Below are 25,678 nucleotides of genomic sequence, written 5' to 3'. Positions count from 1 at the left end.
GTGCCGAACGAGCCCAGCTGGGACGACATCTTCCAGCCGAGCGACCGCCGCGACCCGGCCACCGGATCGCCGGCCCCCGCCTCCGACCCGAACGGCCCCGCGCCCGCCGGCCCGGCCGAGCAGCACGCCCCGGCCCCGCGCAGCGGCGTCGCGGCCGCCGCCGAGGAGGCCCGCACGGGTCAGATCGCGCAGCAGCACGCCGCCCCGACGACGACGTCGTCGCGCCGCGGCGGTCGTCGTGGCGAGCCCGCGACCCCGCGGGAGCAGGCCCGCCGTCGCACGCGGCGCCGTCGCCGCATCGCGCTGCTCGTCGTGCTCGTCGTCTTCATCGCCGGCGTCGGAGTCACCGGCGCCGTGGTCTACGACCGCTACGGCGATCGCATCAACCAGATCCTCGGCATCGGCGAGTCGAACGACTACGAGGGCGAGGGCACCGGCGAGGTGACGATCGCCATCCAGTCGGGGCAGATCGGCTCGGATGTCGCGACGACCCTCGCGAAGGAGGGCGTCACCAAGACCTACACCGCCTTCTACCAGCTGCTGCTCAAGAGCCCCGACGTCTCCTTCGAGCCGGGCAACTACAAGCTCAAGAAGCAGATGAGCGCGAAGTCGGCGCTGGCCGCCCTGCAGGACCCGAAGAACCGGGTCGTCAACACGGTGCTGATCCCCGAGGGCTTCAGCGCCGAGGCGGCCTTCGAGCAGCTGTCGGCGGGCACCGGCATCCCGGTCGCCGACTTCCAGGCCGCCGCGCAGGACTACGTCGCGCTCGGCGTGCCGGCCGAGGCGCCCAGCATCGAGGGCTTCCTCTTCCCGGCGACCTACACCTTCGACCCCGGTGTGACCGCTCACGACGTGCTGGCGAAGCTCGTGGGGGAGATGAACGCGCGCCTCGATGCCGCCGGCGTCGCCCCCGCCGATCGCTTCAAGGTCGTCACGCTCGCCTCGATCGTGCAGCGCGAATCGGGCCCGAGCGTCGAGGACATGCACAAGATCGCGCGCGTGTTCCAGAACCGCCTCGACGACGGGATGCTGCTGCAGAGCGACGCGACCGTCGCCTACGGAACCGGCAACACGCACCGCGTGACGACGACCGGCGCGGAGCGGGCCGACGCGGCGAACAAGTACAACACCTACGCCAACCCCGGCCTGCCGATCGGTCCGATCGGCCTTCCGGGCGCGGACGCGATCGACTCGGCGCTGCACCCGACCGACGGTCCGTGGCTGTACTTCGTGGCGGTCAACCTCAAGACGGGCGAGACCCGCTTCTCGACCACGATCGCCGAGCACGACGCCGCCGTGAAGGAGTGGCAGGCCTGGTGCCGCGAGAGCGACGAGAACCGGGCCTACTGTGCCTGAGCGCACCCGGTGAGCGGAGCATCCCGGCGCCTCGCGGTGCTCGGCTCGCCGATCGGGCACTCGCAGTCGCCCGCGCTGCACCAGGCGGCCTACCGCGTGCTCGGTCTCGACTGGGACTACGGCCGCGCCGAGGTAACCGACGAGACCCTCGCCGACTTCCTGGCGGGCCTCGGGCCGGACTGGCTCGGCCTCTCGCTCACGATGCCGCTCAAGCGGCGACTGATCTCGCTCGCCGACGACGCCGGCTGGACCGTCGACCCGGTCGCCCGCGCGACCGGGCAGGCGAACACCCTGCTGCTCGATCCGGCGGGCCCGCGTGCGTACAACACCGACGTCGACGGCATCGTGGATGCGGTGCGCGAGTCCGGCGGCGCCGACCCGCGCCGCGTGCTCGTGCTCGGCGGCGGCGCGACCGCCCGCAGCGCCGTCGAGGCCGCACGCGTCTTCGGCGCCGAGGTCGTGCTCGCGGCGCGCGCGCCCGAGCGCGTGGCCGACGCCGGCTCGGCCCGGGTCGTCGCCCTCGGCGACGCGCGTCCGGGCGAGGCCGATCTCGTCGTCAGCACGATCCCCGGCGGGGTCGACATCCCGGTCGCGGTTCCCGCGCTGCGCCCCGAGCAGCTGCTGCTCGACGTCGTCTACCACCCCTGGCCGACGCCGCTGGCGGCGCGCTGGCAGCAGGCCGGCGGCGGCCTCGTGCACGGACTCGGGATGCTGCTGCACCAGGCCGTGCGCCAGATCCGCATCTTCCGCACCGGCGACCCGGGAGCGCCGCTGCCCGATGAGACCGCGGTGCTGGCGGCCATGCGCGCCGCCGTCGGGCGCTGACCGCGCCGGCGCGCGTCGGCAGGGGGACCCCGCGCGAAGCGCCGCGCGCGCTGTGGGAGGATCGACAGCGTGCCGCCGCGGGTCCGCGTGCGGCGCGAGACACGCGTCTGACGCACTGATGGAGTTCTGATCGCATGCTGCGCTGGTTGACCGCGGGCGAGTCCCACGGGCCCGAACTGCTGGCCATCCTCGAGGGGCTTCCGGCCGGCGTGCCGGTGTCGCTCGACGACATCCGGGCCGATCTGGCCCGCCGCAAGCTCGGCTACGGCCGCGGCGCCCGCATGAAGTTCGAGGCCGACGAGCTGAACCTCTCCGGCGGGGTGCGTCACGGCCTCAGCATGGGCGGCCCGGTCGCGCTGCGCGTCGGCAACACCGAATGGCCCAAGTGGACGCAGGTGATGAGCCCCGAGCCCGTCGACCCGTCCGTCTTCGAGACCGGCCGCGGCGCGCTGCTGACCCGCCCGCGCCCCGGTCACGCCGACCTCGTCGGCATGCAGAAGTACGGCTTCGACGAGGCCCGCCCGGTGCTCGAGCGCGCGAGCGCCCGCGAGACCGCGGCCCGCGTCGCGCTCGGCGCCGTCGCTCGTGCCTTCCTGGCCGAGCTCGGTATCCGCCTGGTCAGTCACACGCTGTCGATCGGTCCCGTGCGCGTGCCCGAGAGCGCGCCGCTGCCCGGCCCCGACGACGTCGCGACGCTCGACGCCGATCCGCTGCGCTGCTTCGACCCCGCCACGAGCGAGCGCATGGTCGCCGAGGTGGATGACGCGCACAAGGAGGGCGACACGCTCGGCGGCGTCGTCGAGGTGCTCGCCTACGGCGTGCCGCCGGGACTCGGCAGCTTCGTGCACTGGGACCGCCGCCTCGACTCGCGCCTCGCCGCGGCGCTCATGGGCATCCAGGCGATCAAGGGCGTCGAGGTCGGCGACGGCTTCGAGACGACCCGCCGTCGCGGATCGGCCGCGCACGACGAGCTCGTCGTCGGCGACGACCTGATCGAGCGCGTCAGCGACCGCGCGGGCGGCACCGAGGGCGGCATGTCGACCGGCACCGTGCTGCGCGTGCGCGCCGGCATGAAGCCGATCGCGACCGTTCCCCACGCGCTGCGCACGATCGACGTGAGCACCGGCGAGGCTGCGCCGGCGCACCACCAGCGCTCCGACGTCTGCGCCGTGCCCGCCGCGGGCGTCGTCGCCGAGGCGATGGTCGCGCTCGTCGTCGCGGATGCGGTGCTCGAGAAGTTCGGCGGCGACTCGGTCGCCGAGACGAAGCGCAACCTCGAGAGCTACCTCGCGGCCATCCCGGAGGCGCTGCGCACGGCGACGATCACGGGATGACCGCGACGCCGGCTCCCCGCGCCGAGCTCGTGCTGATCGGACCGATGGGCTCGGGCAAGACCCGCCTGGGCAAGCGCGTCGCCCGCCTGATCGGCGCGCCGTTCGCCGACACCGACAAGATCGTGGTCGCCGAGCACGGGCCGATCGCCGAGCTCTTCGACACGCACGGCGAGCCGCACTTCCGCGCTCTCGAGCGCGACGCGGTCGCCGGCGCCCTGGCGGCCGGCGGCGTCGTGTCGCTCGGCGGGGGCGCCGTGCTCGACGCGCAGACCCGCGCCGCGCTCGCGACCGAGCGGGTCGTGCTGCTCTGGTCCTCGCCCGAGGCCGTCGAGGCGCGGCTCGCGAACGGCAAGCGGCCGCTCGTGCGCGGCGGCGTGGCCGACTGGATCCGCATCGCCGAGGAGCGGCGCCCGATCTACGAGCAGCTCGCCACGCACCGCATCGACACCTCGCGCCTGCCCATCGACCGCCTCGCGAGCGAGCTGGCCGACTGGTGGCGCGCGCAGACCGGCAAGGAGACCGCATGAGCGACGACACCGCCACCGCCCCGCACGGGGGCGCCGAGACCGGCGGCGACGTCACCCGCGTCCCCGTCGCGGGCTCGCCCGGCTACGACATCGTCGTGGGCCGCGGCCTCGACGGGCTGATCCCCGAGGCGCTCGGCGCCGGCGTTCGCAAGGTGCTCGTCGTTCACGCGCCGACGCTCGGCGCCCGCGCCGAGGCGCTGCGCGACGCCCTCTCCGGCCGCTTCGAGGTCTACCTCGCCGAGGTGCCCGACGCCGAGGCCGCCAAGCGCGTCGAGGTCGCCGCGTTCTGCTGGCAGGTCATGGGCCAGACCGACTTCACCCGCAGCGACGCCGTCATCGGCCTCGGCGGGGGAGCGACCACCGACCTCGCGGGCTTCGTCGCCGCGACCTGGCTGCGCGGCGTCAAGGTCGTGCAGCTGCCGACCACGATCCTCGGCATGGTGGATGCGGCGGTCGGCGGCAAGACCGGCATCAACACGGCCGAGGGCAAGAACCTCGTCGGCGCCTTCCACGCGCCCGCGCAGGTGCTCGTCGACCTGGCCTGGCTCGACACGCTGCCGCGCAACGAGCTGCTCGCCGGCTTCGCCGAGATCGTCAAGGCCGGATTCATCGCCGAGCCCGAGATCCTCGACCTCATCGAGCAGGACCCCGACGACGCGACCGACCCGGCCTCGCCCCGCCTGCGCCGCCTGGTCGAGCTGGCGATCGGCGTCAAGGCGCGCGTCGTCGGCGAGGACTTCACCGAGCAGGGCCTGCGCGAGATCCTGAACTACGGCCACACGCTCGGCCACGCGATCGAGCACGCCGAGCGGTACCAGTGGCGCCACGGCGCGGCCGTCGCGATCGGCATGGTGTTCGCGGCCGAGCTGTCGCGACTGACCCGCGGACTCGACGACGAGGCGGTCGACCGCACCCGGCGCATCCTGGATCTGCTGTCGCTGCCCTCGACGTACCCGGTCGGCCGCTGGAAGACCCTGCTCGCCACGATGCAGCGCGACAAGAAGGCCCGCGCCGGCATGCTGCGCTTCATCGTGCTCGACGCGATCGGCAAGCCGGCCGTGCTCAACGGACCCGAGGAGCACCTGCTGTTCGCGGCGTACCAGGAGATCGCGGGCTGAGCCAGGCCGCGAGGGAGGATGTCGCTACGGTGGACGCCATGACCCGCGTGCTCGTGCTCAACGGACCGAACCTCGGGCGGCTCGGCAGCCGCGAGCCCGACGTCTACGGCAGCCAGGACCTCTCGGCACTGCGCGTCGCGCTGACCGGGATCGCCGCCGAGGGCGTCGAGATCGACCTGCGCCAGACCGACGACGAGGCCGAGCTCATCCACTGGCTCTACGAGGCCGTGGATGCGCGGCATGACGTGATCCTCAACCCCGCCGCCTTCACGCACTACAGCTACGCGCTGCGGGATGCGGCGGCCCTGGTCACGAAGGCCGAGCTGAAGCTCGTCGAGGTGCACATCTCGAACCCGCACACGCGCGAGGAGTTTCGGCACCGCTCGGTCATCTCCGGCGTCGCCACCGGCGTGATCGCGGGCTTCGGCTTCGACAGCTACGCGCTCGCGCTGCGCGCCGTCGGCGCCGCGGCCTGAGCCGGCTCTCGGTCGCCAGAGCGCCGCGCGGCGGGCGCGATCGGCACGCCTCGACCCCATTCCGGCCCGCTCGCCGGGCGGTCTCGCCTCGGACTGTAAGATCGTCCGGGCGATTCCCCGGCTCACCGCACGGGCGCCCCGCGACGGAACCGACTGGAGAACGACACATGGCCACGACGAACGACATCAAGAACGGCAGCGTGCTGAGCATCGACGGGCAGCTGTGGAACGTGATCGAGTTCCAGCACGTCAAGCCGGGCAAGGGCGGCGCGTTCGTGCGCACCAAGCTCAAGAACGTGATGAGCGGCAAGGTCGTCGACCGCACCTTCAACGCCGGCACCAAGATCGACTTCTCGACCGTCGACCGCCGTGACTTCCAGTACCTGTACAAGGACGGCGCCGACTTCGTGTTCATGGACATGAGCGACTACGACCAGGTCACCGTGCCCGCCGCGACCGTCGGCGACGCCGCGAACTACATGCTCGAGAACCAGACCGTCACGATCGCCAGCCACGAGGGCTCGCCGCTCTACGTCGAGCTGCCCGCCTCGGTCGTGCTCGAGGTCACCTACACCGAGCCCGGCCTGCAGGGCGACCGCTCGAGCGCCGGCACGAAGCCCGCGACCCTCGAGACCGGCCACGAGATCCAGGTGCCGCTGTTCCTCAACTCGGGCACCAAGGTCAAGGTCGACACCCGCAGCGGCGACTACCTGGGTCGCGTCACCGAGTGAGCGCCCGCAGCAAGGCCCGCAAGCGCGCCATCGACCTGCTCTACGGCGCCGACCTGCGCGAGCTGCCCATCTGGCAGCTGCTGGGTGAGGAGGCGACGCGCGCCCTCGATGAGCCCGACCGCCGGGCGTCGTGGGAGTACGCGAAGCAGATCGTCGAAGGCGTCGACGACAACAAGGCCGAGATCGACCGCATCATCGCCGAGCACGCGCAGGGCTGGACGCTCGACCGCATGCCGGTGCTCGACCGCGCGATCGCGCGCGTCGGGGCGTGGGAGATCCTCTACAACGCCGAGGTGCCCGACGGCGTCGCGATCTCGGAGGCCGTCGAGTCGGCGACCGTGCTGAGCACCGACGACTCGGCCGGCTTCCTCAACGGGCTGCTGGCCGCGGTCGCGCGCGTGCCGAAGCCCGAGGCGGCTCCGCACATCGACCTGCCGGTCGGCGACGAGGGCGAGTAGCCGGCGAGCCCAAGAGGTCGGCCGACTCGGCTAGAGCTCGGCGAGCCGCTGCAGCGCCGGCAGAGCGCCGGTGAGCGCGCGCTGCTGCTCGGGGTCGAGCCGGTCGAACAGCTCGGCGAGGATGCCCGCCCGCTCCGACCGGGCCAGCGTCACCGTCTCGAGGCCGTGCGCGGTGAGCTGCACGATGACCGAGCGTCCGTCGTTCGCGTCGGGGCGGCGTTCGACCAGCTGGCGCGCCTCGAGCTCGGTCACCGTGCGGGTCATCGACGGCGCCGAGACCTGCTCGCGCCGGGCCAGCTCTCCGAGGCGCAGGGCGCCGTCGCGCTGCAGGGTGGCGAGCGCCGCCAGGTGCGCGTGGTTGAGCGAGCCGCCGGCGCGCAGCATGCGCCGGTTCACCCGGCCGACCGCGAGCGCGAGGGCGTGAGCCATCTCGAATCCGTCGTCGGCGGCGTGCCGGGTGATCATGCTCATGACGCTCCGTGAGGTCCTCCCGCGCGCGGCCTCCGCCGCGGCTCCCTCTGCTGCCGACCCTACGCCCGCGCCCGGCGATCCGTGCGGAGCGACGTCGCGCGGATGCTAGGGTCGTGGACGTTTCGACATCCTTTAAGTTCCGTCCAGAGAGGCGGGGAAGGAGGTCAGGATGGCTGTGCGCACTGTGCTGCAGCAAGCTGACATCCAGCGGGCGCTGACCCGCATCTCGCACGAGATCCTCGAGAGCAACCGCGGCTCCGACGATCTCGTCCTCCTCGGCATCCCCACCCGCGGGGTGATGCTCGCCGAGCGCATCGCCGGCATCATCGGCTCGCTCGAGCAGCGCGACATCCCCGTCGGCGCCCTCGACGTCACGATGTACCGCGACGATCTCGACCGGCACCCGACGCGCACGCCGAGCCCGACCCGCGTGCCCGGAGCGGGCATCGACGGCCGCACGGTCGTGCTCGTCGACGACGTGCTCTACTCGGGCCGCACGATCCGTGCCGCGCTCGACGCGATCGGCGATCTGGGTCGCCCGCGTGCCGTGCGCCTGGCCGTGCTGGTCGACCGCGGCCACCGCGAGCTGCCGATCCGCGCCGACTTCGTGGGCAAGAACCTGCCGAGCGCCGCCGCCGAGCGCGTCAACGTGCGCCTCGCCGAGATCGACGGCGACGACAGCGTCGCGATCGAGGGCGCCGCGGTGAGCGACACCGCCGCCGCGGGCGACGGGGGTGCGGCATGAAGCACCTGCTCTCGACTCGCGACCTCAGCCGCGTCGACGCCGTGCGCATCCTCGACCTCGCCGAGGACATGGCCGACGTCGCGACGCGCGCCGTTCCGAAGCTGCCCACCCTGCGCGGCAAGACGGTCGCGAACCTCTTCTTCGAGGACTCCACCCGCACCCGCCTCTCCTTCGAGGCCGCGGCGAAGCGGCTGAGCGCCGAGGTCATCACCTTCAGCGCCAAGGGCTCGAGCGTGTCGAAGGGCGAGAGCCTGAAGGACACCGCGCAGACGATCGCCGCGATGGGCGTGGATGCGGTGGTGCTGCGCCACCCCGCCTCGGGCGCCGCCGCGACGCTCGCCGGCAGCGGCTGGATCGACGCGGCCGTCGTCAACGCCGGCGACGGCACCCACGAGCACCCGACGCAGGGCCTGCTCGACGCCTACTCGATCCGCAAGCGCCTTCACGGCGCCGGATCCCGCGGCCGCGACCTCGACGGCGTGCGGGTCACGATCGTCGGCGACATCGTGCACTCGCGCGTCGCGCGCTCGAACGTCTGGCTGCTCTCGACGCTCGGCGCCGAGGTGTCGCTGGTCGCGCCGGCCACGCTGCTGCCCGGCTCGATCGAGAGATGGCCGGTCACGGCGGGCCACGACCTCGACGCGGCGATCGCCGCCCGCCCCGATGCGCTCATGATGCTGCGGGTGCAGGCCGAGCGCATGACCTCGGGATTCTTCCCCAACGAGCGCGAGTACGCGCGCGAGTGGGGCCTCTCGGCCGAGCGCTTCGCCCGGCTCGGCGCGGATACGATGGTGCTGCACCCCGGACCCATGAACCGCGGCCTCGAGATCAGCTCGGCCGCGGCCGACTCGGCCCGATCGGTCGTGCTCGAGCAGGTCACGAACGGGGTGTCGATACGGATGGCGGTGCTCTACCTGGTGCTCTCGGGAAACGACGGGACGGACGCATGACCCAGCATCTCCTCATCACGGCGGCGACGCTGCCGGACGGCACCCGCGCCGATCTGCGCGTGCAGGACGGCGCGATCGTCGAGACCGGCTCCGGTCTGTCGGCCGACGGCGGCCGCGTGATCGACGCCGACGGACTGCAGGCGCTGCCCGGCCTCGTCGACCTGCACACGCACCTGCGCGAGCCCGGCTTCGAGCAGAGCGAGACCGTTCTCACCGGCACCCGCGCCGCGGCGGCCGGCGGCTTCACGGTGGTGCACGCGATGGCCAACACGCTGCCCGTGCAGGACACGGCCGGCGTGGTCGAGCAGGTCGCCTCGCTCGGCGCGCAGCACGGCTATGCCACGGTGCGGCCGGTCGGCGCGGTCACGGTCGGCCTCGGCGGCGAGCGACTCAGCGAGATCGGCGCGATGGCCGCCTCGCGCGCCGCCGTGCGCGTGTTCAGCGACGACGGCAAGTGCGTGTCGGATGCGCTGCTCATGCGCCGCGCGCTCGAGTACGTGAAGACCTTCGACGGCGTCGTAGCCCAGCACGCGCAGGAGCCCCGCCTGACCGAGGGCGCCCAGATGAACGAGGGCGCCCTGAGCAGCGAGCTCGGCCTGGCCGGCTGGCCGGCGGTCGCCGAGGAGTCGATCATCGCCCGCGACGTGCTGCTCGCCCAGCACGTGGGCGCGCGCCTGCACATCTGCCACGTCTCCACGGCCGGCAGCGTCGACATCGTGCGCTGGGCCAAAGCCCGCGGCATCGACGTGACGGCCGAGGTCACGCCGCACCACCTGCTGCTGACCGAGCAGCTGGCGGCGACGTACGACCCGCATTACAAGGTCAACCCGCCGCTGCGCCGCGAGGAGGATGTGCTCGCGCTGCGCGCCGCCCTCGCCGACGGCACGATCGACATCGTCGCCACCGACCACGCCCCGCATCCGGTCGAGGCCAAGGAGTGCGCCTGGCCCGAGGCCGCGGTCGGCATGGTCGGGCTCGAGTCGGCCCTCGCCGTCGTGCAGGAGGCCATGGTCGAGACCGGCCTGCTCGACTGGTCGGGCGTCGCGCGCGTGCTCTCGACGACGCCCGCGCGCATCGGCCGCGTCACCGGCTACGACGCGCCGCTCGCGGTCGGCAGCCCGGCGAACATCACCCTGGTGGATGCGGCGGCCCGCTCCGACTTCGACGTCGCCCGCCTGCACGGCATGAGCGTCAACTCGCCGTTCCTCGGCCGCAGCCTGCCGGGCCGCGTCATGGCGGTCGTGCACGACGGCCGGCCGACCGTGCTCGACGGCGCGCTGCTCGAGCCGGCGGAGGTGACGACCGCGTGACCCGCGAGCTCATCTGGGCGATCGTGCTCGTCGGCTTCCTGGCCGTCGTGACCCTCGGCATCCTCGCCTGGCGGCGTCGCGCGCGCAGCCAGACCGGCCTCGACAGCACCACGCCGATCCCGGCCGACCTCGGCGCCGAGCTGCTGCGCGACGACCTGCTCTACGTCGCCACCACGCGCGCCGGCGATCCCTATGACCGCATCGCCGTGGCCGGGCTCGGCTTCCGCGCCCGCACGGTCGTCACGGTGACCGACCGCGGCGTGCTGCTCGAGCTCGCCGGCGCCCCGGCCCGCTGGATCCCCGCCGACGACCTGCGCGGCGCCGGCCGCGCGACCTGGACGATCGACCGCGTCGTCGAGCGCGACGGCCTCGTGCTGCTCGGCTGGACGCTCGCGGGCGACGACGTCGACACCTACCTGCGCTCCGAGCAGCCCGCTGCGCTGCTCGCCGCGCTCCACCGACTCGCGCCGGCCACCGCCGACGCGCCGAACACCGGGGAGCCGACCGCCGACGCGGCCGCCCCCGCCGCTCCGAAGGAGTCCGCATGACCTCCGCCGACCCCGCCGTCCTGGTCCTCGAAGACGGCACCCGCTACACCGGCCGCGCCTACGGCGCACGTGGCCGCACCCTGGGCGAGGCCGTCTTCACGACCGGCATGACCGGCTACCAGGAGACGCTGACCGACCCCAGCTACGCCGGCCAGATCGTGGTGCAGACGGCGCCGCACATCGGCAACACCGGCGTCAACGACGAAGACCCCGAGTCGCGACGCATCTGGGTCGCCGGCTACGTCGTGCGCGACCCCAGCCGCGTCGTGTCGAACTTCCGCGCCCAGCGCAGCCTCGACGACGACCTCGTCGACAACGGCATCGTCGGCATCTCGGGCATCGACACCCGCGCCCTGACCCGCCGCATCCGCGAGGTCGGCGCCCTGCGCGCCGGCGTGTTCTCGGGCGACGACGCGTGCCTCGACCCCGAGGAGCAGCTCGCCGCCGTGCGCGCCGGACGCGACATGCGCGGCCTCAACCTCTCAGGCGAGGTCTCGGTCGCCGAGACCCAGGTCACCCCCGCCGTCGTCGCCGACGGGCAGCAGAGCCTCGGCGCCCTCGCCGTGCTCGACCTCGGCGTCAAGCAGGCCACGGTCAACCGCCTCTCCGAGCGCGGCTTCGACGTGCACGTCATGCCGCAGTCGTCGACGCTGGCCGACATCCTCGCCATCGAGCCCGTCGCCGTCTTCTACTCCAACGGCCCCGGCGACCCCGAGGCCTCGGGCGACCACGTCGAGCTGCTGCAGGGCGTGCTGCGCGAGGGTCTGCCGTTCTTCGGCATCTGCTTCGGCAACCAGCTGCTCGGCCGCGCGCTCGGCTTCGGCACCTACAAGCTGCCCTTCGGCCACCGCGGCATCAACCAGCCGGTGCTCGACAAGGCCAGCGGCCGCATCGAGATCACGGCGCACAACCACGGCTTCGCGGTGGATGCGCCGGTCGAGGGCGTCGTCGACAGCCCGGCCGGCTTCGGCCGCGTCGAGGTCAGCCACGTGGGCCTCAACGACCAGGTCGTCGAGGGCCTGCGCGCGCTCGACGTGCCAGCCTTCTCGGTGCAGTACCACCCGGAGGCGGCGGCCGGCCCGCACGACTCCGACTACCTCTTCGACCGTTTCCGCGAGCTCGTGCTCGCCCGCCAGGCCAGCCAGGGAGCTCAGCAGTAATGCCCAAGCGCGACGACATCAACAGCGTCCTCGTCATCGGGTCCGGCCCGATCGTCATCGGCCAGGCCGCTGAGTTCGACTACTCCGGCACGCAGGCCTGCCGCGTGCTGCGCGCCGAGGGGGTGCGCGTCATCCTCGTCAACCCGAACCCGGCGACGATCATGACCGACCCCGACTTCGCCGACGCGACCTACATCGAGCCGATCACGACCGAGTCGCTCGAGGCGATCCTGATCAAGGAGAAGCCCGACGCGGTGCTGCCGACGCTGGGCGGCCAGACCGCGCTCAACGCCGCGATCGCGCTCGACGCGGCCGGCATCCTGGCCAAGCACGGCGTCGAGCTGATCGGCGCGAAGGTGGATGCCATCCAGCGCGGCGAGGACCGCCAGCTGTTCAAGGAGCTCGTGCTCGAATCGGGCGCCGACGTGGCCCGCAGCCACATCGTGCACACGGTCGACGAGGCGATCGCCGGCGCCGACGACCTCGGCTACCCGCTCGTCGTGCGCCCCTCGTTCACGATGGGCGGCCTCGGCTCGGGCTTCGCCTACGACAAGGCCGAGCTGATCCGCATGGTCACCGACGGCCTGCACCAGTCGCCCACCACCGAGGTGCTGCTCGAGGAGTCGATCCTCGGGTGGAAGGAGTACGAGCTCGAGCTCATGCGCGACACGGCCGACAACACGGTCGTCGTCTGCTCGATCGAGAACGTCGACGCGGTCGGCGTGCACACGGGCGACTCGATCACGGTCGCGCCCGCCCTCACGCTGACCGACCGCGAGTACCAGAACCTGCGCGACATCGGCATCGACATCATCCGCCGGGTGGGCGTCGACACCGGCGGCTGCAACATCCAGTTCGCGATCGACCCGACCAACGGCCGCGTGATCGTGATCGAGATGAACCCGCGCGTCTCGCGCTCGAGCGCGCTCGCGTCGAAGGCGACCGGCTTCCCGATCGCCAAGATCGCGGCGAAGCTGGCGCTCGGCTACCGCCTCGACGAGATCCCGAACGACATCACCCAGGTCACCCCGGCGAGCTTCGAGCCGACGCTCGACTACATCGTCGTCAAGGTGCCGCGTTTCGCCTTCGAGAAGTTCCCGTCGGCGGATGCGACCCTCACGACGACCATGAAGAGCGTCGGCGAGGCGATGGCCATCGGCCGCAACTACTCCACCGCGCTGCAGAAGGCGCTGCGCTCGCTCGAGAAGCGCGGATCGAGCTTCCACTGGCAGGGCGAGCCCGGCTCGAAGTCGGCGCTGCTCGAGAAGGCGAAGACCCCGACCGACGGCCGCATCGTCACGGTGCAGCAGGCCTTCCGCGCCGGCGCGACGATCGAGGAGGTGTTCGACGCCACGGCGATCGACCCGTGGTTCCTCGACCAGATCGTGCTGATCAACGAGGTAGCCGATCGCATCGCGGGGCTCGGCAAGCTGGATGCGGACCTCTTCGTGCTCGCCAAGGACCACGGCTTCAGCGACGCCCAGATCGCCGAGCTGCGCGGCCTCACCGAGCAGGAGGTGCGCAACCTGCGCTGGCAGCTCGGCGTGCGCCCGGTCTACAAGACGGTCGACACCTGCGCCGGCGAGTTCCCGGCCATCACGCCGTACCACTACTCGAGCTACGACCTCGAGACCGAGATCGCGCCGAGCGACCGCCGCAAGGTCGTCATCCTCGGCTCGGGCCCGAACCGCATCGGCCAGGGCGTCGAGTTCGACTACAGCTGCGTGCACGCGAGCTTCGCGCTGCACGACGCCGGGTTCGAGACGATCATGATCAACTGCAACCCCGAGACGGTGTCGACCGACTACGACACGAGCGACCGGCTCTACTTCGAGCCGCTGACGCTCGAGGACGTGCTGGAGGTCATCCACGCCGAGTCGAAGTCGGGCGAGCTCGTGGGCGTCGTCGTGCAGCTCGGCGGTCAGACCGCCCTGGGCCTGGCGAAGGGCCTCGAGGCGGCCGGCGTGCCGATCCTCGGCACGACCCCGGCGGCGATCGACCTGGCCGAGGAGCGCGGCGAGTTCTCGCGCATCCTCGACGAGGCGGGCCTCCTGGCCCCCCGCAACGGCACCGCGACCGACGCCCCGAGCGCCGTGCGCGTCGCCGAGGAGATCGGCTACCCGGTGCTGGTGCGCCCGAGCTTCGTGCTCGGCGGCCGCGGCATGGAGATCGTCTACTCGACGCCCGACCTCGAGGACTACTTCGACCGCGTGCGCGACCAGGCCATCATCGGCCCCGGCTCGCCGCTGCTCGTCGACCGCTTCCTCGACGACGCGATCGAGATCGACGTCGACGCGCTGTTCGACGGCGAGAGCCTCTACATCGGCGGCATCATGGAGCACCTCGAGGAGGCCGGCGTGCACTCCGGCGACTCTGCCTGCACCCTGCCGCCCGTGACCCTGGGCCGCGACGTGCAGCAGCGCGTCATCGAGGCCACGCGCAAGATCGCCGAGGGCGTCGGCGTGCGCGGCCTGCTCAACGTGCAGTTCGCGATCGGCGCCGGCGTGCTCTACGTGCTCGAGGCCAACCCGCGCGCCTCGCGCACCGTGCCGTTCGTATCGAAGGCGCTCGGCATCCCGCTGGCGAAGGCCGCGTCGCTCATCATGGTGGGCCGCACGATCGGCCAGCTCGTCGACTCGGGCCTCCTGCCCGCGCACGACGGCTCGCAGGTGCCCCTGGATGCTCCGGTGTCGGTCAAGGAGGCCGTGCTGCCGTTCAAGCGCTTCCGCACGATCGAGGGCCGCGTCGTCGACTCGGTGCTCGGGCCCGAGATGCGCTCGACCGGCGAGGTCATGGGCATCGACCGCGACTTCCCGCGCGCCTTCGCCAAGAGCCAGGATGCGGCCTACGGCGGCCTGCCCGAGGGCGGCACCGTCTTCGTCTCGGTCGCCGACCGCGACAAGCGCGCGGTCGTGCTGCCGGTGCTGCGCCTGCACCAGCTCGGCTTCCAGATCCTCGCGACCGACGGCACCGCCGAGGTGCTGGCCCGCAACGGCATCCCGGCCACCTCGGTGCGCAAGTGGTACCTGGGTCAGGACACGGTCGCGGGCGAGCCCTCGATCGTGGAGCTGATCGAGGAGGGCAAGGTCGACCTGATCATCAACACGCCCAGCGGCCGCAGCTCGCGCGCCGACGGCTACGAGATCCGCACCGCCTCGGTCGCGAACGACAAGCCTCTGTTCACCTCGATCGCCCAGCTCACCGCCGCGGTCGCGACCTTCGACGAGAAGCACCTGCCGATCGAGGTGCGCAGCCTGCAGGACTACGCGCTCGACCGGGCGCGCGGCGCGGAGGTGCCGGCCGGTGCCTGAGTCGTCGGCGTCGGCGGTCGGCGCGGGCGGTCGCTTCGGCGACCGCCTGGCCGCCGCGATCGCGGCGCGCACGGGGCTGTGCCTCGGCATCGACCCGCATCCGGCGCTGCTCGCCGGCTGGGACCTCGCCGACGACGCGAGCGGCCTGCGTGACTTCGGTCTGCGGGCCGTGGATGCGGCATCCCCCCGCGTCGGCATCGTCAAGCCGCAGGTGGCGCTGTTCGAGCGGCACGGGGCGGCGGGGCTGGATGCCCTCGCCGAGGTGCTCGCGGCGGCCCGCGCCGCCGGACTGCTGGTGATCGCCGACGCGAAGCGCGGCGACATCGGCTCGACCATGGACGGCTACGCCGCCGCGTGGTCGGCGTCGGGCGCGCCCTTCGCCGCCGACGCCGTGACGCTGAGCCCCTACCTCGGCTTCGGCTCGCTCGACGGCGCGATCGCGACCGCGGGGGAGTCGGGCGCCGGTGTCTTCGTGCTGGCCGCGACGAGCAACCCCGAGGCCCGCGCGCTGCAGACCGCCGTGCTCGGCGGGGGAGCGCACCGCGGCCGCACGGTCGCCGCGTCGATCGTGGCCGAGGCCGCCGCCCGCGCCGCCGAGGCGGCCGAGCGCGGCTCGCTCGGCGACGTCGGCGTCGTGATCGGCGCGACCGTGCGCCTGATCGACTACGGCATCCGCCCGGCCGACCTGATCGGCGTGCCGATCCTCGCCCCGGGCTTCGGAGCCCAGGGCGCGCGTCTCGGCGACCTGCGCTCGCTCTACGGCGACGCCGCGCGCCAGGTGCTGGCCTCGTCGTCGCGCGAGCTGCTCGCCGGCCCGGTCGACGAGCTCGGGGCCCGCCTCGACGCCGCGACCGCGGAGCTCGGCGCATGACCGGCAGCAGCACGACCCCTCCCGAGGTCGACCGCGTCGCGGCCGCGCAGGCCGCCGTCGCCGCCCGCCGTGCCCGCGCCGTCGTCAAGAAGGACGTCGCCGAGCGCCGCCGCACCCCGCTCTCGGTCGCCGAGGCCGCCTGGTCGGGCGGCGACCCGCGCAGCCCCGAGTCGTCGATGCGGGTGCGCGAGCTGCTGACGAGCATCCCGGGCGTCGGCCCGCTGCGCGCCGACCGCGCCATGGCCGAGCTCGGCATCGCGGCGTCGAAGCGCGTCGGCGGACTCGGGGTGCGCCAGCGCACCCGGCTGCGCAGCTGGATGCGCGACCGCTCCACCGCGGCGCGCACCGGTCGTCTCGTGGTGCTGGCCGGCCCCACCGCCGTGGGCAAGGGCACCGTCTCGCGCCACATCCGCGAGCAGTACCCCGAGGTGCTGCTGAGCGTCTCGGCCACGACGCGGCCCCCGCGCCCCGGCGAGGTCGAGGGCGAGCACTACTACTTCGTCAGCGACGCCGACTTCGACCGCATGATCGACGAGGGCGAGTTCCTCGAGTGGGCGACCGTCCACAACGCCTCCCGCTACGGCACACCGCGCGGTCCGATCGACGCGGCGCTCGCCACCGGGCGCAGCGTGCTGCTCGAGATCGACCTGCAGGGCGCCCGCGCCGTGCGCGCGTCGATGCCCGAGGCGCTGCTCGTCTTCCTGCTGCCGCCCACCTGGGAGGAGCTCGTGCGACGCCTCATCGGGCGCGGCACCGAGAGCTCCGAGGAGCAGGCGCGCCGACTCGAGACGGCCAAGGTCGAGCTCGCCGCGGTCGGCGAGTTCGACGTCGAGGTGGTCAACGACGACGTCGCCCGGGCCGCCGCCGCGGTCGTGGCGCAGCTCGACGCGGGCACGGTCTAGTGCTCCCCGCCGGTCAGTCCCTCCCCGCAACGATGCCGGTGTGGGCGGACGCCGGCACGCTGGTCTCGCGCTATCCGGCCGCGCCCGCCCCGACCCCGGCGTTCAGCGCCGATCGCGCACAGTGGTGGTCGTGGTTCCGTGACGGCGGCCGCTTCGGCTTCGAGTACTCGCTCGCCGCCGCCGCGCCGCGCGTGAGGGACCCGAACGGCACCTACTGGACCTACATGTCGATCGCCCAGCACAATCCGACGCTGTTCTTCGTCGGCCAGTACGAGGCCCGCGCCAAGCGGGAGCGGATGCGGGCCGAGACGGAGGCGCAGCGCCCCTACTTCGGCGACGGCCCGACCGCGTTCATCGGCGTCTCGATGTCCGGCATCCATCTGCCGAGCGTGCCGCTGATCCGGTGGACGGACCTGGCGCTCGTCGTGCGCACGAGCTTCCGTGCGCTGCGCAGTCGCGCCCGGAACTCGCCGCTGCTGTCGGATCCCGGCGTCGGCGGGCTCGACGGCGACGGCGAGCTCGTGCTGCTCGTCCGCAATGGTCCGGCCATCCGCGCCAGCGTCGACCCGCGCTACGCCGGCGTCGTGATGCCGTGCACGACCGCCTCCGGTCAGCAGTGGGGCGCCCTCGTGGCGCATCTCGACCCGGGGCTGCGGCCCGAGCAGGCGCTCGAGCTCGCCTTCCTCATCGAGCTGGTCGGCGCCCCGCAGGGGGTGCGCTTCGGCGACACCGGCGGTCCGCGCGACGAGGTCGACGCCTTCCGGCTGCTCGATCAGATGCGCGCCGAGAGCTGAACGGGCTCGGCGTCAGCTAGAATCGAGAGTCTTTTCCTCCGAACCGTCAGGAGCGCATCCCATGGCCGACAAGAACTCCGGCATCATCGACCCGCCGATCGACGACCTGCTCTCGAAGGTGGAGTCGAAGTACCAGCTCGTCATCTTCGCCTCGAAGCGCGCCCGCCAGATCAACGACTACTACGCCGACCTGCACGAGGGCTCGCTGTTCGACAACGTCGGCCCGCTGGTCGACTCGACGATCGACGACAAGCCGCTGTCGGTCGCCCTCCACGAGATCAACGAGGACAAGCTCGTCCTCGCCGCCGACGCGAACGCCGACGCCGAGTAATCCGCTCGACAGCGGCGACCGGACGAGCAGCGGCGTGAACGTCGTCGTCGGCGTGACCGGCGGCATCGCGGCCTACAAGGCCGTCGGCGTCGTGCGCGCCCTCGTGCTCGCCGGGCACGAGGTGCACGTCGTGCCGACCGAGGCGGCGCTGCGGTTCGTGGGCCTGCCGACCTGGGAGGCGATCAGCCGCAACCCCGTCACGACGTCGGTCTTCGACGACGTGAGCGAGGTGCGGCACGTCGGCCTCGGCCAGCGCGCCGACCTGATCGTGATCGCCCCGGCCACGGCCGCCGCGATCGCCAAGCTCGCGAACGGCATCGCCGACGACCTGCTCGGCACGACCGTGCTCGCGTCGCGCGCGCCGCTCGTGATCGCCCCGGCGATGCACACCGAGATGTGGCAGAACCCGGCGACCGTCGCCAACATCCGGACCCTGCGCGAGCGCGGTGGCACGATCGTCGGCCCCGCAGACGGCCAGCTCACAGGCGCCGACAGCGGCCCCGGCCGCATGAGCGAGCCCGACGAGATCGTCGCGGCGGCGCTCGCTGTCGCGTCCGGGTCGTCCGCCGCCGGCTCGACGGCGGGCGCCTCCTCGAGCTCCACCGGCGACCTGGCCGGCCGCCGCGTGCTCGTCACGGCCGGCGGCACGCGCGAGCCGATCGACCCGGTGCGCTTCGTCGGCAACCGCTCCTCGGGCCGCCAGGGCGTCGCCCTGGCCCTGGCCGCCGCCGCCCGCGGAGCCGACGTCACGCTGCTCGCGGCGAACCTCGACGTCGCCGCCCCGACGGGCGTGCGCGTCGTCGCCGTCGGCACGGCCGAGGAGCTGCGGCGCGCCGCCCTCGCCGAGTCGCCCGATCACGACGTCGTCATCATGGCCGCGGCCGTCGCCGACTACCGCCCGGTCGAGGTCGCCACCGCCAAGATCAAGAAAGACGACCAGGGCGACGAGCTCGCCCTGCGCCTGAGCCGCAACCCCGACATCCTGCGCGAGCTCACGGCCGCGCGCCGCGCGGGTCAGACGATCATCGGCTTCGCCGCCGAGACCGAGACGAACCGGGATGCGCAGCTCGCGCTCGGCCGCGCCAAGGCGGAGCGCAAGGGCGTCGACCTGCTCGTGCTGAACCGGGTCGGCTGGACCGAGGGCTTCGCCGCCGAGACGAACGAGATCATCGTGATCGACGCGGCCGGCGGCATCGTGGCCGAGGCCACGGGGAGTAAAGCGTCGGTCGCCGACCGTATCCTCGATCTCGTCAGCTAGTCCGTCGCCGCCGGGGCCCGATCGGCCCGCGGCGGCGCCCGCACCACCAGAATCCCGGAGCGCCCATGAGCACCCCCCTGCGCCTGTTCACGTCGGAGTCGGTCACCGAGGGTCACCCCGACAAGATCTGCGACCAGGTGAGCGACTCGATCCTGGATGCGCTGCTCGAGGTCGACCCGGGCGCCCGCGTCGCGGTCGAGACGCTCGTGACCACCGGCCTCGTGCACGTGGCCGGCGAGGTCTCGACGACCGGTTACGTCGACATCCCCGGGATCGTGCGCAAGCGCATCACCGACATCGGCTACACCTCGTCGGATGTCTGGTTCGACGGCCGCTCCTGCGGCGTGACCGTGTCGATCGGCGGGCAGTCGCCCGACATCGCGCAGGGCGTCGACTCGGCCTACGAGGCGCGCGAGCAGGCGAGCATCGACGAGCTCGACCGGCAGGGCGCGGGCGACCAGGGCATCATGTTCGGCTTCGCCACGACCGAGACCCCGTCGCTCATGCCGCTGCCGATCTGGTTGGCGCACCGGCTGAGCGAGCGCCTGTCGCGTGTGCGGCACGACGGCGTCGTCGACTGGCTGCGGCCCGACGGCAAGACGCAGGTCACGATCGGCTACGAGGGCACGACGCCGCGCACGATCGACACCGTCGTGCTGTCGACCCAGCACGCGCCCTCCATCGCGCTCGACGACCTGCGCGCGGCCGTCCGCGAGCTCGTGATCGACCCGGTGCTCGCCGAGGTCGACCTCGACTCGGGAGCGCACAAGGTGCTCGTCAACCCGACCGGCCGCTTCGAGATCGGCGGCCCGCAGGGCGACGCCGGGCTCACCGGCCGCAAGATCATCGTCGACACCTACGGCGGCGCCGCCCGCCACGGCGGCGGCGCGTTCAGCGGCAAGGACCCGTCGAAGGTCGACCGCTCGGCCGCCTACGCCATGCGCTGGGTCGCCAAGAACGCCGTCGCGGCCGGACTCGCCGACCGCCTCGAGGTGCAGGTCGCCTACGCGATCGGCGCCGCCGCGCCGGTCGGGCTCTACGTCGAGACCTTCGGCACGGCGCACGTGCCCGAGGAGCGCCTGACCGCCGCGATCCGCGAGGTCTTCGACCTGCGCCCCGCGGCGATCATCCGCGACCTCGACCTGCTGCGCCCGATCTACGCCCCGACGGCCACCTACGGCCACTTCGGCCGCGAGCTGCCCGACTTCACCTGGGAGCGCCTCGACCGCGTGGATGCGCTCCGCGAGTCCGCCGGACTCTGAGGTGACGGCTCCCGGGTCCGCGGAGTCCGGCGCCGCGGCGCCGGACTCCGCCGGCTCGGGCTCGACGACCGGGTCGGTCGAGCCCTCGGCGCCGACGTCGGCGCCGACGCCCGCGCCGGCCTCCGCGCCGACGCCGGCTGAGTGCGTCGGCCCGACGGTCGCGCGCGTCGTCATCGACTCGCCGCTGCCGCAGCTCGACCGGCTGCTGGAGTACCGCATCCCGGAGCTCCTGCGCGGCGAGCCGTCGCTGGGGCCGGGCGTGCGCGTGCGCGTGCCGCTGCGCACGGTCGGCCGCACCGTCGACGGCCTCGTCGTGGATCTGACCGACCAGCAGGAGTTCCCGGGGCCGCTGAGCGACCTCGAGGCGGTCGTCTCGCCGGTGCCGGTGCTGCGCCCCGAGGTCTGGGCGCTGGCGCGCGGCGTCTCGACCCGCGCCGCCGGCTCGGCGTCGGACGTGCTGCGACTGGCCCTGCCGAAGCGGCAGGCGCGCGTCGAGAAGGCCTGGCTCGAGCGCGAGCCGGGCGTGGATGCGCCCCCGCAGGTCACGGCGCCGCCGACGATCAGCGCGCACGCGCCCGATACGCTCGACGCGATCGTGCGCGAGGGTCGGCGCGCCGCGCTCCAGGCGCTGACCGGGGTGACGAAGACCCCGGCGGGCGACTGGGTGGGCCGCTGGGCGGTCACCCTCGCCGAGGCGGCTCGGCTGGCGCTCGTGACCGGCGGATCCGCGATCCTCGCGGTGCCCGACTACCGCGACATCGATCAGCTCACCGCGGCGCTGAGCGCGCTCGTGCCCGACGAGGCGATCGTGCGCTGGGATTCCGGCGGAACGCCGTCGCAGCGCTACCGTGCGCTCCTGCGCGCGATCGACGGCCCGCGCATCGTCGTCGGAACCCGCTCGGCGGTCTACGCCCCGGCCGAGCGGCTCGCGCTGATCGCGCTCTGGAACGACGGCGACCCGCTGCACCGCGAGCCCCACGCCCCCTATGTGCACGCCCGGGATGCGGCGCTGCTGCGTCAGCAGCAGCAGGGCGGCGCGCTGCTCTTCGCCGGGCACGGGCGCACGACCGAGGTGCAGCGGCTCGTCGAGATCGGATTCGTCGAGGAGGCCACGCCGGCCCGGGTGCCGCGGCCGTCGGTGCTGCCCAGCGCCAACCTGACGGCGCGCGACGAGCTCGCCGAGCGGGCGCGCATCCCGTCGAGCGCCTGGCGCACCGCGAGGGAGGCGCTGCGCACGGGGCCCGTGCTGTTCCAGGTCGCCCGTCCCGGATTCGCCCCGGGACTCGCCTGCGCCGACTGCGGCGCCGCGGCGCGCTGCCGCCACTGCGGCGGTCCGCTGCAGCAGCGCGGGCGCGGCGGCGCGGTGAGCTGCCTGTGGTGCGGCGTGCCCGACTCGCAGTGGCAGTGCGCCTCCTGCGACGGCGTGAAGCTGCGTCCGCGCGGCAGCGGGTCGCTGCGCACCGCCGAGGACCTCGGCCGCGCCTTCCCGGGCGAGCGGGTCATCGTCGCCGACGGCGAGCATCCCGTGCAGCACGTCGACGCCGCGCCCGCGCTGGTGATCGCGACGCGCGGCGCCGAGCCGATCGCGGCCGGCGGCTACCGCGCCGTCGTGCTGCTCGACGGCGAGCGCATGGTCGCGCGCGAGAGCCTGCGCGTCGGCGAGGACTGCCTGCGGTGGTGGGCGGATGCGACCGCGCTGGCCGCCGACGACGCGCCGACCGTGCTGGTGGGCGTCGGCGGAGCGCTCGCCTCGGCGCTCAGCACCTGGCGCCTGGCCGACTACGCCCGCGGCGAGCTCGCCGATCGGCGCCCGCTGCGCTTCCCGCCCGCCGTGCGCACGGCGACCCTGCTGGGCCCGCCCGACGTCGTCGCCGGAGCACTCGATCGCGTCCAGCGGCCGGGACTCGACGTGCTCGGCCCGCTGCCGCAGCCCGAGGGGCTCGTGCGGGCGATCGTGCGGATGGACTACGCAGCGGCCGGCGAGGTCGCGGCCGAGCTGCGCGCGGAGATGATCCGGCTGTCGTCGGCCCGCCGCAGCGCGCGGCCCGACCAGCGTCGCCGCGGGCGGCAGCCGGTGCCGCTGCGCGTGCTCTTCGACGACCCGGCCCCCTTCGACGAGTAGCGCGCGGTTCCGCTCCGCCGCGCACGAGTCGCCCGCACGCCGTTTCGAGGCTGGCCACGAATGCTCGCGACACGCCGGGTCAGCCGTACGTTCGTGGCCAGCCTCGTGACCGGGGAGTCCGCGGGTGGCCAGGAATGTACGTGACACGCCGCGTCGGGCGTGCATCTGCGGCCACCCGCGCCCGTGCTCTCGACCCGTGTGGGCGTGCGGATGCGCGCGGCCCGTCACGCGCCCGCGTGGGAGGATCATCGGGATGACCCCGCTCCGCCTGATCTTCGCGGGCTCGCCCGCCGCCGCCGCGCCGAGCCTGCGGCGCCTGCTCGATTCCCCGCACGAGGTCGCCGCCGTCGTGACCCGCCCCGACACGCCTCAGGGGCGCAAGCGGGTGCTGACGCCGACGCCGGTCGCGCAGCTCGCCGAGGAGGCGGGTGTGCCGGTCGTGCGCGCCGCGCGCCTGGCTCCGGTCGCGGACGAGCTGATCGCCCTCGAGGCCGATCTGGGCGTGGTGGTCGCCTATGGCGGTCTGATCCGCGAGCCGCTGCTCAGCGCCCCGCGCCTCGGCTGGATCAACCTGCACTTCTCGCTGCTGCCGGCCTGGCGCGGTGCGGCTCCCGTGCAGCACGCGCTGATCGCGGGCGACGAGACGACGGGCGCGAGCGTGTTCCGCCTGGTCGAAGAACTGGATGCGGGCCCCCTGCTCGCGACCGAGGCGACCCCGGTCGGCCGCCACAGCACGGCCGGCGAGCTGCTGACACGCCTGGCCGATTCGGGCGCCGAGCTGCTGACCCGCACTGTCGACGGCCTCGCCGACGGCACCCTCGCCGCCGTCGAGCAGCAGGGCGAGCCGAGCTTCGCCCCGAAGCTGACGCTCGACGACGGCCGCCTCGACTGGACCCGGCCCGGCGCCGAGCTCGTCGCGCGGCTGCGCGGCGTGACCCCCGAGCCGGGCGCGTGGACGACGCTCGACGGCGACCGGTTCAAGGTGCTGGCGGGTGCCCTCGCGCACGACGTGGGCCCGCTCGCCCCGGGCGCCGTGGACCTGCGCGCCGGCCAGGTGGTGGTCGGCACGGCCGACACCCCGGTCGAGCTGACCGAGGTGCAGCCCGCCGGCAAGAAGGGGATGCGCGCCGCCGACTGGTGGCGCGGACGCCAGGGTGCGACGGTGCTCTCGTGAGCGGCGCATCCGGAGGACGTGACGGTGCGGGGCGCGGCGACGCGCCCCGTCGCCCGCGGCGCGACGACGGCGGCCGGCCGAGCGACCGGCGGCGGGACGGGCGCGACGCCCCGCGCGACGACCGCGACGCGCGCGACGCCCGCGAGGAGCGCCGGGACCGCGCCGAGCGCGCCGAGCGCGACCGCCGTCGTGCCGATCGCGCCGCGAACCCGCCGGCTCCGCGCCCGCGCGTCACGGTGCCCCGTCGGGTCGCCTTCGACGTGATCCGCGCCGTCACGGCCGACGACGCCTACGCGAATCTGCTGCTGCCCAACCGCATCGTCGAAGCCGGGCTGACGGGGCGGGATGCCGGCTTCGCGACCGAGCTCGCCTACGGCACCCTGCGCCGCCTGGGCTACTACGATCGCGTGATCGAGCTCGCCGCGGGACGCGAGACCGACCGCATCGACCCGCCGGTGCTCGACGTGCTGCGTCTCGGAGCGCACCAGCTGCTCGGCATGGGCCTCGCCGCGCACGCGGCCGTCGACGAGTCGGTCGAGCTGACCCGCGCGGCCGGCGCGAAGAACGCCTCCGGCTTCGTCAACGGCGTGCTGCGCACGATCTCGCGCGACGACGCCGAGGCGTGGATGCGCCGGGCCACCGCCCACGTCGACGGCGACGCCCGCCTCGCGGTCGAGCACGCGCATCCCGAGTGGGTGGTCTCCGCTCTGCGCGACGCGCTCGCCGCCGATGGCCGCGACGACGAGCTCGAGCGTCTGCTCGACGCCGACAACGTGCCGCCGCGCGTGAACCTGGTCGCGCTGCCGGGGCTCGTGGAGCCCGCCGACGTCGCGGTCGATGCCGGCGCTCGCGACGGCGCGTCCGAGGGCTCCGCCGATGTCGAGGGCGTCTCGCCGCTCGGCCTGGTCGTGACGGCCGGCGACCCCGCGGCGATCCCCGCCGTGCGCTCCGGGCGCGCCCGCGTGCAGGACTCCGGCTCGCAGCTCGCCGCCCTCGTGCTGAGCCGCGCTCGCGCGGTCGGCCCGGGGGAGCGCTGGCTCGATCTCTGCGCGGGTCCGGGCGGCAAGGCCGCGCTGCTCGCGGCCGAGGCCGCCGCCGGGGGAGCGACCCTGCTCGCCAACGAGCTCGTGCCCGCCCGCGCCGGACTCGTGCGCCGGGCGCTCGGCGCCCTGCCCGAGCCGCCGACGGTCGTCGAGGGCGACGGACGCCGCTTCGGCACCGGCGCCGTCGGCACCGTGACCGGCCCCGGGCAGTTCGACCGCATCCTGCTCGACGCCCCCTGCACCGGGCTCGGAGCGCTGCGCCGCCGGCCCGAGGCGCGCTGGCGCAAGCAGCCGGGCGACGTCGCCGAGCTGGCGGGGCTCCAGGCCGAGCTGCTGGATGCGGCGGTCGCCGCCCTGAAGCCGGGAGGCCTGATCGCCTACGTGACCTGCTCGCCGCACCTCGCTGAGACCCGCGACGTGGTGGCCGGGGCGCTCGCCCGGCGTCCCGGGCTCCGCGCCCTCGATACGCCCGCGGCGCTCGCGCCGATCGCGACGCGCGACCTGGGGCTGCCGGCCGGCACGGCCGCGCAGCTGTGGCCGCACGCGCACGGCACCGACGCGATGTTCATCCAGCTGCTGACGGTCGACGCGGAGTGACAGG

The 25,678-nt window shown here is 73.9% G+C and carries 24 protein-coding genes; 23 read left to right on the top strand and 1 reads right to left on the bottom strand.

Features of this window, described 5'->3' with window-relative positions; translation table 11 throughout:
* The 8 genes from mltG (at position 1) to nusB (ending at position 6,825) form a co-directional block, all read left to right on the top strand.
* Positions 1–1,356 (top strand): endolytic transglycosylase MltG, encoded by a 1,356-nt coding sequence (gene mltG / locus FJ658_RS13235; protein WP_255447720.1) that lies wholly within the window; start codon positions 1–3, stop codon positions 1,354–1,356.
* A gap of 9 nt (positions 1,357–1,365) precedes the next feature.
* The gene (locus FJ658_RS13230) at positions 1,366–2,181 is read left to right on the top strand and encodes a shikimate dehydrogenase (protein ID WP_141145825.1); all 816 of its coding nucleotides are present in this window, start codon (positions 1,366–1,368) and stop codon (positions 2,179–2,181) included.
* A 134-nt stretch (positions 2,182–2,315) separates the two neighbouring features.
* Positions 2,316–3,515 (top strand): chorismate synthase, encoded by a 1,200-nt coding sequence (aroC, locus tag FJ658_RS13225; RefSeq protein ID WP_141145824.1) that lies wholly within the window; start codon positions 2,316–2,318, stop codon positions 3,513–3,515.
* Positions 3,512–4,042 (top strand): shikimate kinase, encoded by a 531-nt coding sequence (locus FJ658_RS13220; RefSeq protein ID WP_141145823.1) that lies wholly within the window; start codon positions 3,512–3,514, stop codon positions 4,040–4,042. The genes aroC and FJ658_RS13220 overlap by 4 nt, the downstream gene beginning before the upstream one ends.
* Positions 4,039–5,160: a 3-dehydroquinate synthase gene (gene aroB, locus FJ658_RS13215; RefSeq protein WP_141145822.1), complete on the top strand. Its 1,122-nt coding sequence runs from the start codon at positions 4,039–4,041 to the stop codon at positions 5,158–5,160. Before FJ658_RS13220 ends, aroB begins: the two co-directional genes overlap by 4 nt.
* A gap of 38 nt (positions 5,161–5,198) precedes the next feature.
* On the top strand, positions 5,199–5,636 hold the full coding sequence (locus tag FJ658_RS13210; protein ID WP_141145821.1) for a type II 3-dehydroquinate dehydratase: 438 nt from the start codon (positions 5,199–5,201) through the stop codon (positions 5,634–5,636).
* Positions 5,637–5,803: 167 nt separating this feature from the next.
* Positions 5,804–6,367 (top strand): elongation factor P, encoded by a 564-nt coding sequence (gene efp, locus FJ658_RS13205; protein ID WP_141145820.1) that lies wholly within the window; start codon positions 5,804–5,806, stop codon positions 6,365–6,367.
* Complete coding sequence (nusB, locus tag FJ658_RS13200; RefSeq protein WP_141145819.1) at positions 6,364–6,825, top strand: transcription antitermination factor NusB; 462 nt, start codon at positions 6,364–6,366, stop codon at positions 6,823–6,825. The genes efp and nusB overlap by 4 nt, the downstream gene beginning before the upstream one ends.
* Before the next feature lie 30 nt (positions 6,826–6,855).
* On the opposite strand, the gene FJ658_RS13195 is transcribed toward nusB, so the two are convergent.
* Positions 6,856–7,296, bottom strand: a complete 441-nt coding sequence (locus FJ658_RS13195) for a MarR family winged helix-turn-helix transcriptional regulator (protein WP_141145818.1) — start codon at positions 7,294–7,296, stop codon at positions 6,856–6,858.
* Between the two features lie 169 nt (positions 7,297–7,465).
* Between FJ658_RS13195 and pyrR the strand changes: the two genes are divergently transcribed.
* From pyrR to FJ658_RS13120, 15 genes are all read left to right on the top strand, one after another.
* Positions 7,466–8,041 (top strand): bifunctional pyr operon transcriptional regulator/uracil phosphoribosyltransferase PyrR, encoded by a 576-nt coding sequence (gene pyrR, locus FJ658_RS13190; protein ID WP_141145817.1) that lies wholly within the window; start codon positions 7,466–7,468, stop codon positions 8,039–8,041.
* Positions 8,038–8,991 carry an aspartate carbamoyltransferase catalytic subunit gene (locus FJ658_RS13185; protein WP_141145816.1) on the top strand — a complete coding sequence of 318 codons (954 nt, stop codon included), beginning with the start codon at positions 8,038–8,040 and terminating at the stop codon, positions 8,989–8,991. The genes pyrR and FJ658_RS13185 overlap by 4 nt, the downstream gene beginning before the upstream one ends.
* On the top strand, positions 8,988–10,301 hold the full coding sequence (locus tag FJ658_RS13180; protein ID WP_141145815.1) for a dihydroorotase: 1,314 nt from the start codon (positions 8,988–8,990) through the stop codon (positions 10,299–10,301). The genes FJ658_RS13185 and FJ658_RS13180 overlap by 4 nt, the downstream gene beginning before the upstream one ends.
* A complete protein-coding gene (locus FJ658_RS13175) occupies positions 10,298–10,849 on the top strand; it encodes a hypothetical protein (RefSeq protein ID WP_141145814.1) in 552 nt (183 codons plus the stop codon). The genes FJ658_RS13180 and FJ658_RS13175 overlap by 4 nt, the downstream gene beginning before the upstream one ends.
* Positions 10,846–12,009: a glutamine-hydrolyzing carbamoyl-phosphate synthase small subunit gene (gene carA, locus FJ658_RS13170; protein WP_141145813.1), complete on the top strand. Its 1,164-nt coding sequence runs from the start codon at positions 10,846–10,848 to the stop codon at positions 12,007–12,009. Before FJ658_RS13175 ends, carA begins: the two co-directional genes overlap by 4 nt.
* Positions 12,009–15,320, top strand: coding sequence for a carbamoyl-phosphate synthase large subunit (gene carB / locus FJ658_RS13165; protein WP_141145812.1), 3,312 nt, complete (start codon positions 12,009–12,011; stop codon positions 15,318–15,320). Before carA ends, carB begins: the two co-directional genes overlap by 1 nt.
* Entirely contained in the window at positions 15,313–16,191 is an 879-nt protein-coding gene (gene pyrF, locus FJ658_RS13160; protein ID WP_141145811.1) for an orotidine-5'-phosphate decarboxylase, read from the top strand. The genes carB and pyrF overlap by 8 nt, the downstream gene beginning before the upstream one ends.
* On the top strand, positions 16,188–17,093 hold the full coding sequence (gmk, locus tag FJ658_RS13155; RefSeq protein WP_141145810.1) for a guanylate kinase: 906 nt from the start codon (positions 16,188–16,190) through the stop codon (positions 17,091–17,093). Before pyrF ends, gmk begins: the two co-directional genes overlap by 4 nt.
* Positions 17,094–17,125: 32 nt before the next feature.
* On the top strand, positions 17,126–17,887 hold the full coding sequence (locus tag FJ658_RS13150) for a hypothetical protein (RefSeq protein WP_141145809.1): 762 nt from the start codon (positions 17,126–17,128) through the stop codon (positions 17,885–17,887).
* A 61-nt stretch (positions 17,888–17,948) separates the two neighbouring features.
* Positions 17,949–18,218 (top strand): DNA-directed RNA polymerase subunit omega, encoded by a 270-nt coding sequence (gene rpoZ / locus FJ658_RS13145; protein ID WP_141145808.1) that lies wholly within the window; start codon positions 17,949–17,951, stop codon positions 18,216–18,218.
* Positions 18,219–18,252: 34 nt separating this feature from the next.
* Positions 18,253–19,476, top strand: coding sequence for a bifunctional phosphopantothenoylcysteine decarboxylase/phosphopantothenate--cysteine ligase CoaBC (gene coaBC, locus FJ658_RS13140; RefSeq protein WP_141145807.1), 1,224 nt, complete (start codon positions 18,253–18,255; stop codon positions 19,474–19,476).
* A gap of 65 nt (positions 19,477–19,541) precedes the next feature.
* Entirely contained in the window at positions 19,542–20,738 is a 1,197-nt protein-coding gene (metK, locus tag FJ658_RS13135; RefSeq protein WP_141145806.1) for a methionine adenosyltransferase, read from the top strand.
* Between the two features lies 1 nt (position 20,739).
* Positions 20,740–22,860: a primosomal protein N' gene (locus tag FJ658_RS13130; RefSeq protein ID WP_255447719.1), complete on the top strand. Its 2,121-nt coding sequence runs from the start codon at positions 20,740–20,742 to the stop codon at positions 22,858–22,860.
* A gap of 253 nt (positions 22,861–23,113) precedes the next feature.
* A complete protein-coding gene (fmt, locus tag FJ658_RS13125; protein ID WP_141145805.1) occupies positions 23,114–24,034 on the top strand; it encodes a methionyl-tRNA formyltransferase in 921 nt (306 codons plus the stop codon).
* Complete coding sequence (locus FJ658_RS13120; protein ID WP_141145804.1) at positions 24,031–25,674, top strand: RsmB/NOP family class I SAM-dependent RNA methyltransferase; 1,644 nt, start codon at positions 24,031–24,033, stop codon at positions 25,672–25,674. The genes fmt and FJ658_RS13120 overlap by 4 nt, the downstream gene beginning before the upstream one ends.
* Positions 25,675–25,678: the final 4 nt, after the last annotated feature.

The organism is Schumannella sp. 10F1B-5-1, from assembly GCF_006517535.1.
GTDB lineage: Bacteria > Actinomycetota > Actinomycetes > Actinomycetales > Microbacteriaceae > Schumannella.
The sequence above is the reverse complement of the archived record's forward strand: the minus strand, read 5'-3'. Positions and strand labels throughout refer to the sequence as shown.

Bases quoted from the DNA above. Each gene is read 5' to 3' on its own strand.
- aroC (WP_141145824.1), top strand. From the start codon at position 2,316: ATGCTGCGCTGGTTGACCGCGGGCGAGTCCCACGGGCCCGAACTGCTG.
- FJ658_RS13220 (WP_141145823.1), top strand. From the start codon at position 3,512: ATGACCGCGACGCCGGCTCCCCGCGCCGAGCTCGTGCTGATCGGACCG.
- aroB (WP_141145822.1), top strand. From the start codon at position 4,039: ATGAGCGACGACACCGCCACCGCCCCGCACGGGGGCGCCGAGACCGGC.
- FJ658_RS13210 (WP_141145821.1), top strand. From the start codon at position 5,199: ATGACCCGCGTGCTCGTGCTCAACGGACCGAACCTCGGGCGGCTCGGC.
- efp (WP_141145820.1), top strand. From the start codon at position 5,804: ATGGCCACGACGAACGACATCAAGAACGGCAGCGTGCTGAGCATCGAC.
- FJ658_RS13195 (WP_141145818.1), bottom strand. From the start codon at position 7,296: ATGAGCATGATCACCCGGCACGCCGCCGACGACGGATTCGAGATGGCT.
- pyrR (WP_141145817.1), top strand. From the start codon at position 7,466: ATGGCTGTGCGCACTGTGCTGCAGCAAGCTGACATCCAGCGGGCGCTG.
- FJ658_RS13185 (WP_141145816.1), top strand. From the start codon at position 8,038: ATGAAGCACCTGCTCTCGACTCGCGACCTCAGCCGCGTCGACGCCGTG.
- FJ658_RS13180 (WP_141145815.1), top strand. From the start codon at position 8,988: ATGACCCAGCATCTCCTCATCACGGCGGCGACGCTGCCGGACGGCACC.
- carA (WP_141145813.1), top strand. From the start codon at position 10,846: ATGACCTCCGCCGACCCCGCCGTCCTGGTCCTCGAAGACGGCACCCGC.
- carB (WP_141145812.1), top strand. From the start codon at position 12,009: ATGCCCAAGCGCGACGACATCAACAGCGTCCTCGTCATCGGGTCCGGC.
- gmk (WP_141145810.1), top strand. From the start codon at position 16,188: ATGACCGGCAGCAGCACGACCCCTCCCGAGGTCGACCGCGTCGCGGCC.
- FJ658_RS13150 (WP_141145809.1), top strand. From the start codon at position 17,126: ATGCCGGTGTGGGCGGACGCCGGCACGCTGGTCTCGCGCTATCCGGCC.
- rpoZ (WP_141145808.1), top strand. From the start codon at position 17,949: ATGGCCGACAAGAACTCCGGCATCATCGACCCGCCGATCGACGACCTG.
- metK (WP_141145806.1), top strand. From the start codon at position 19,542: ATGAGCACCCCCCTGCGCCTGTTCACGTCGGAGTCGGTCACCGAGGGT.
- fmt (WP_141145805.1), top strand. From the start codon at position 23,114: ATGACCCCGCTCCGCCTGATCTTCGCGGGCTCGCCCGCCGCCGCCGCG.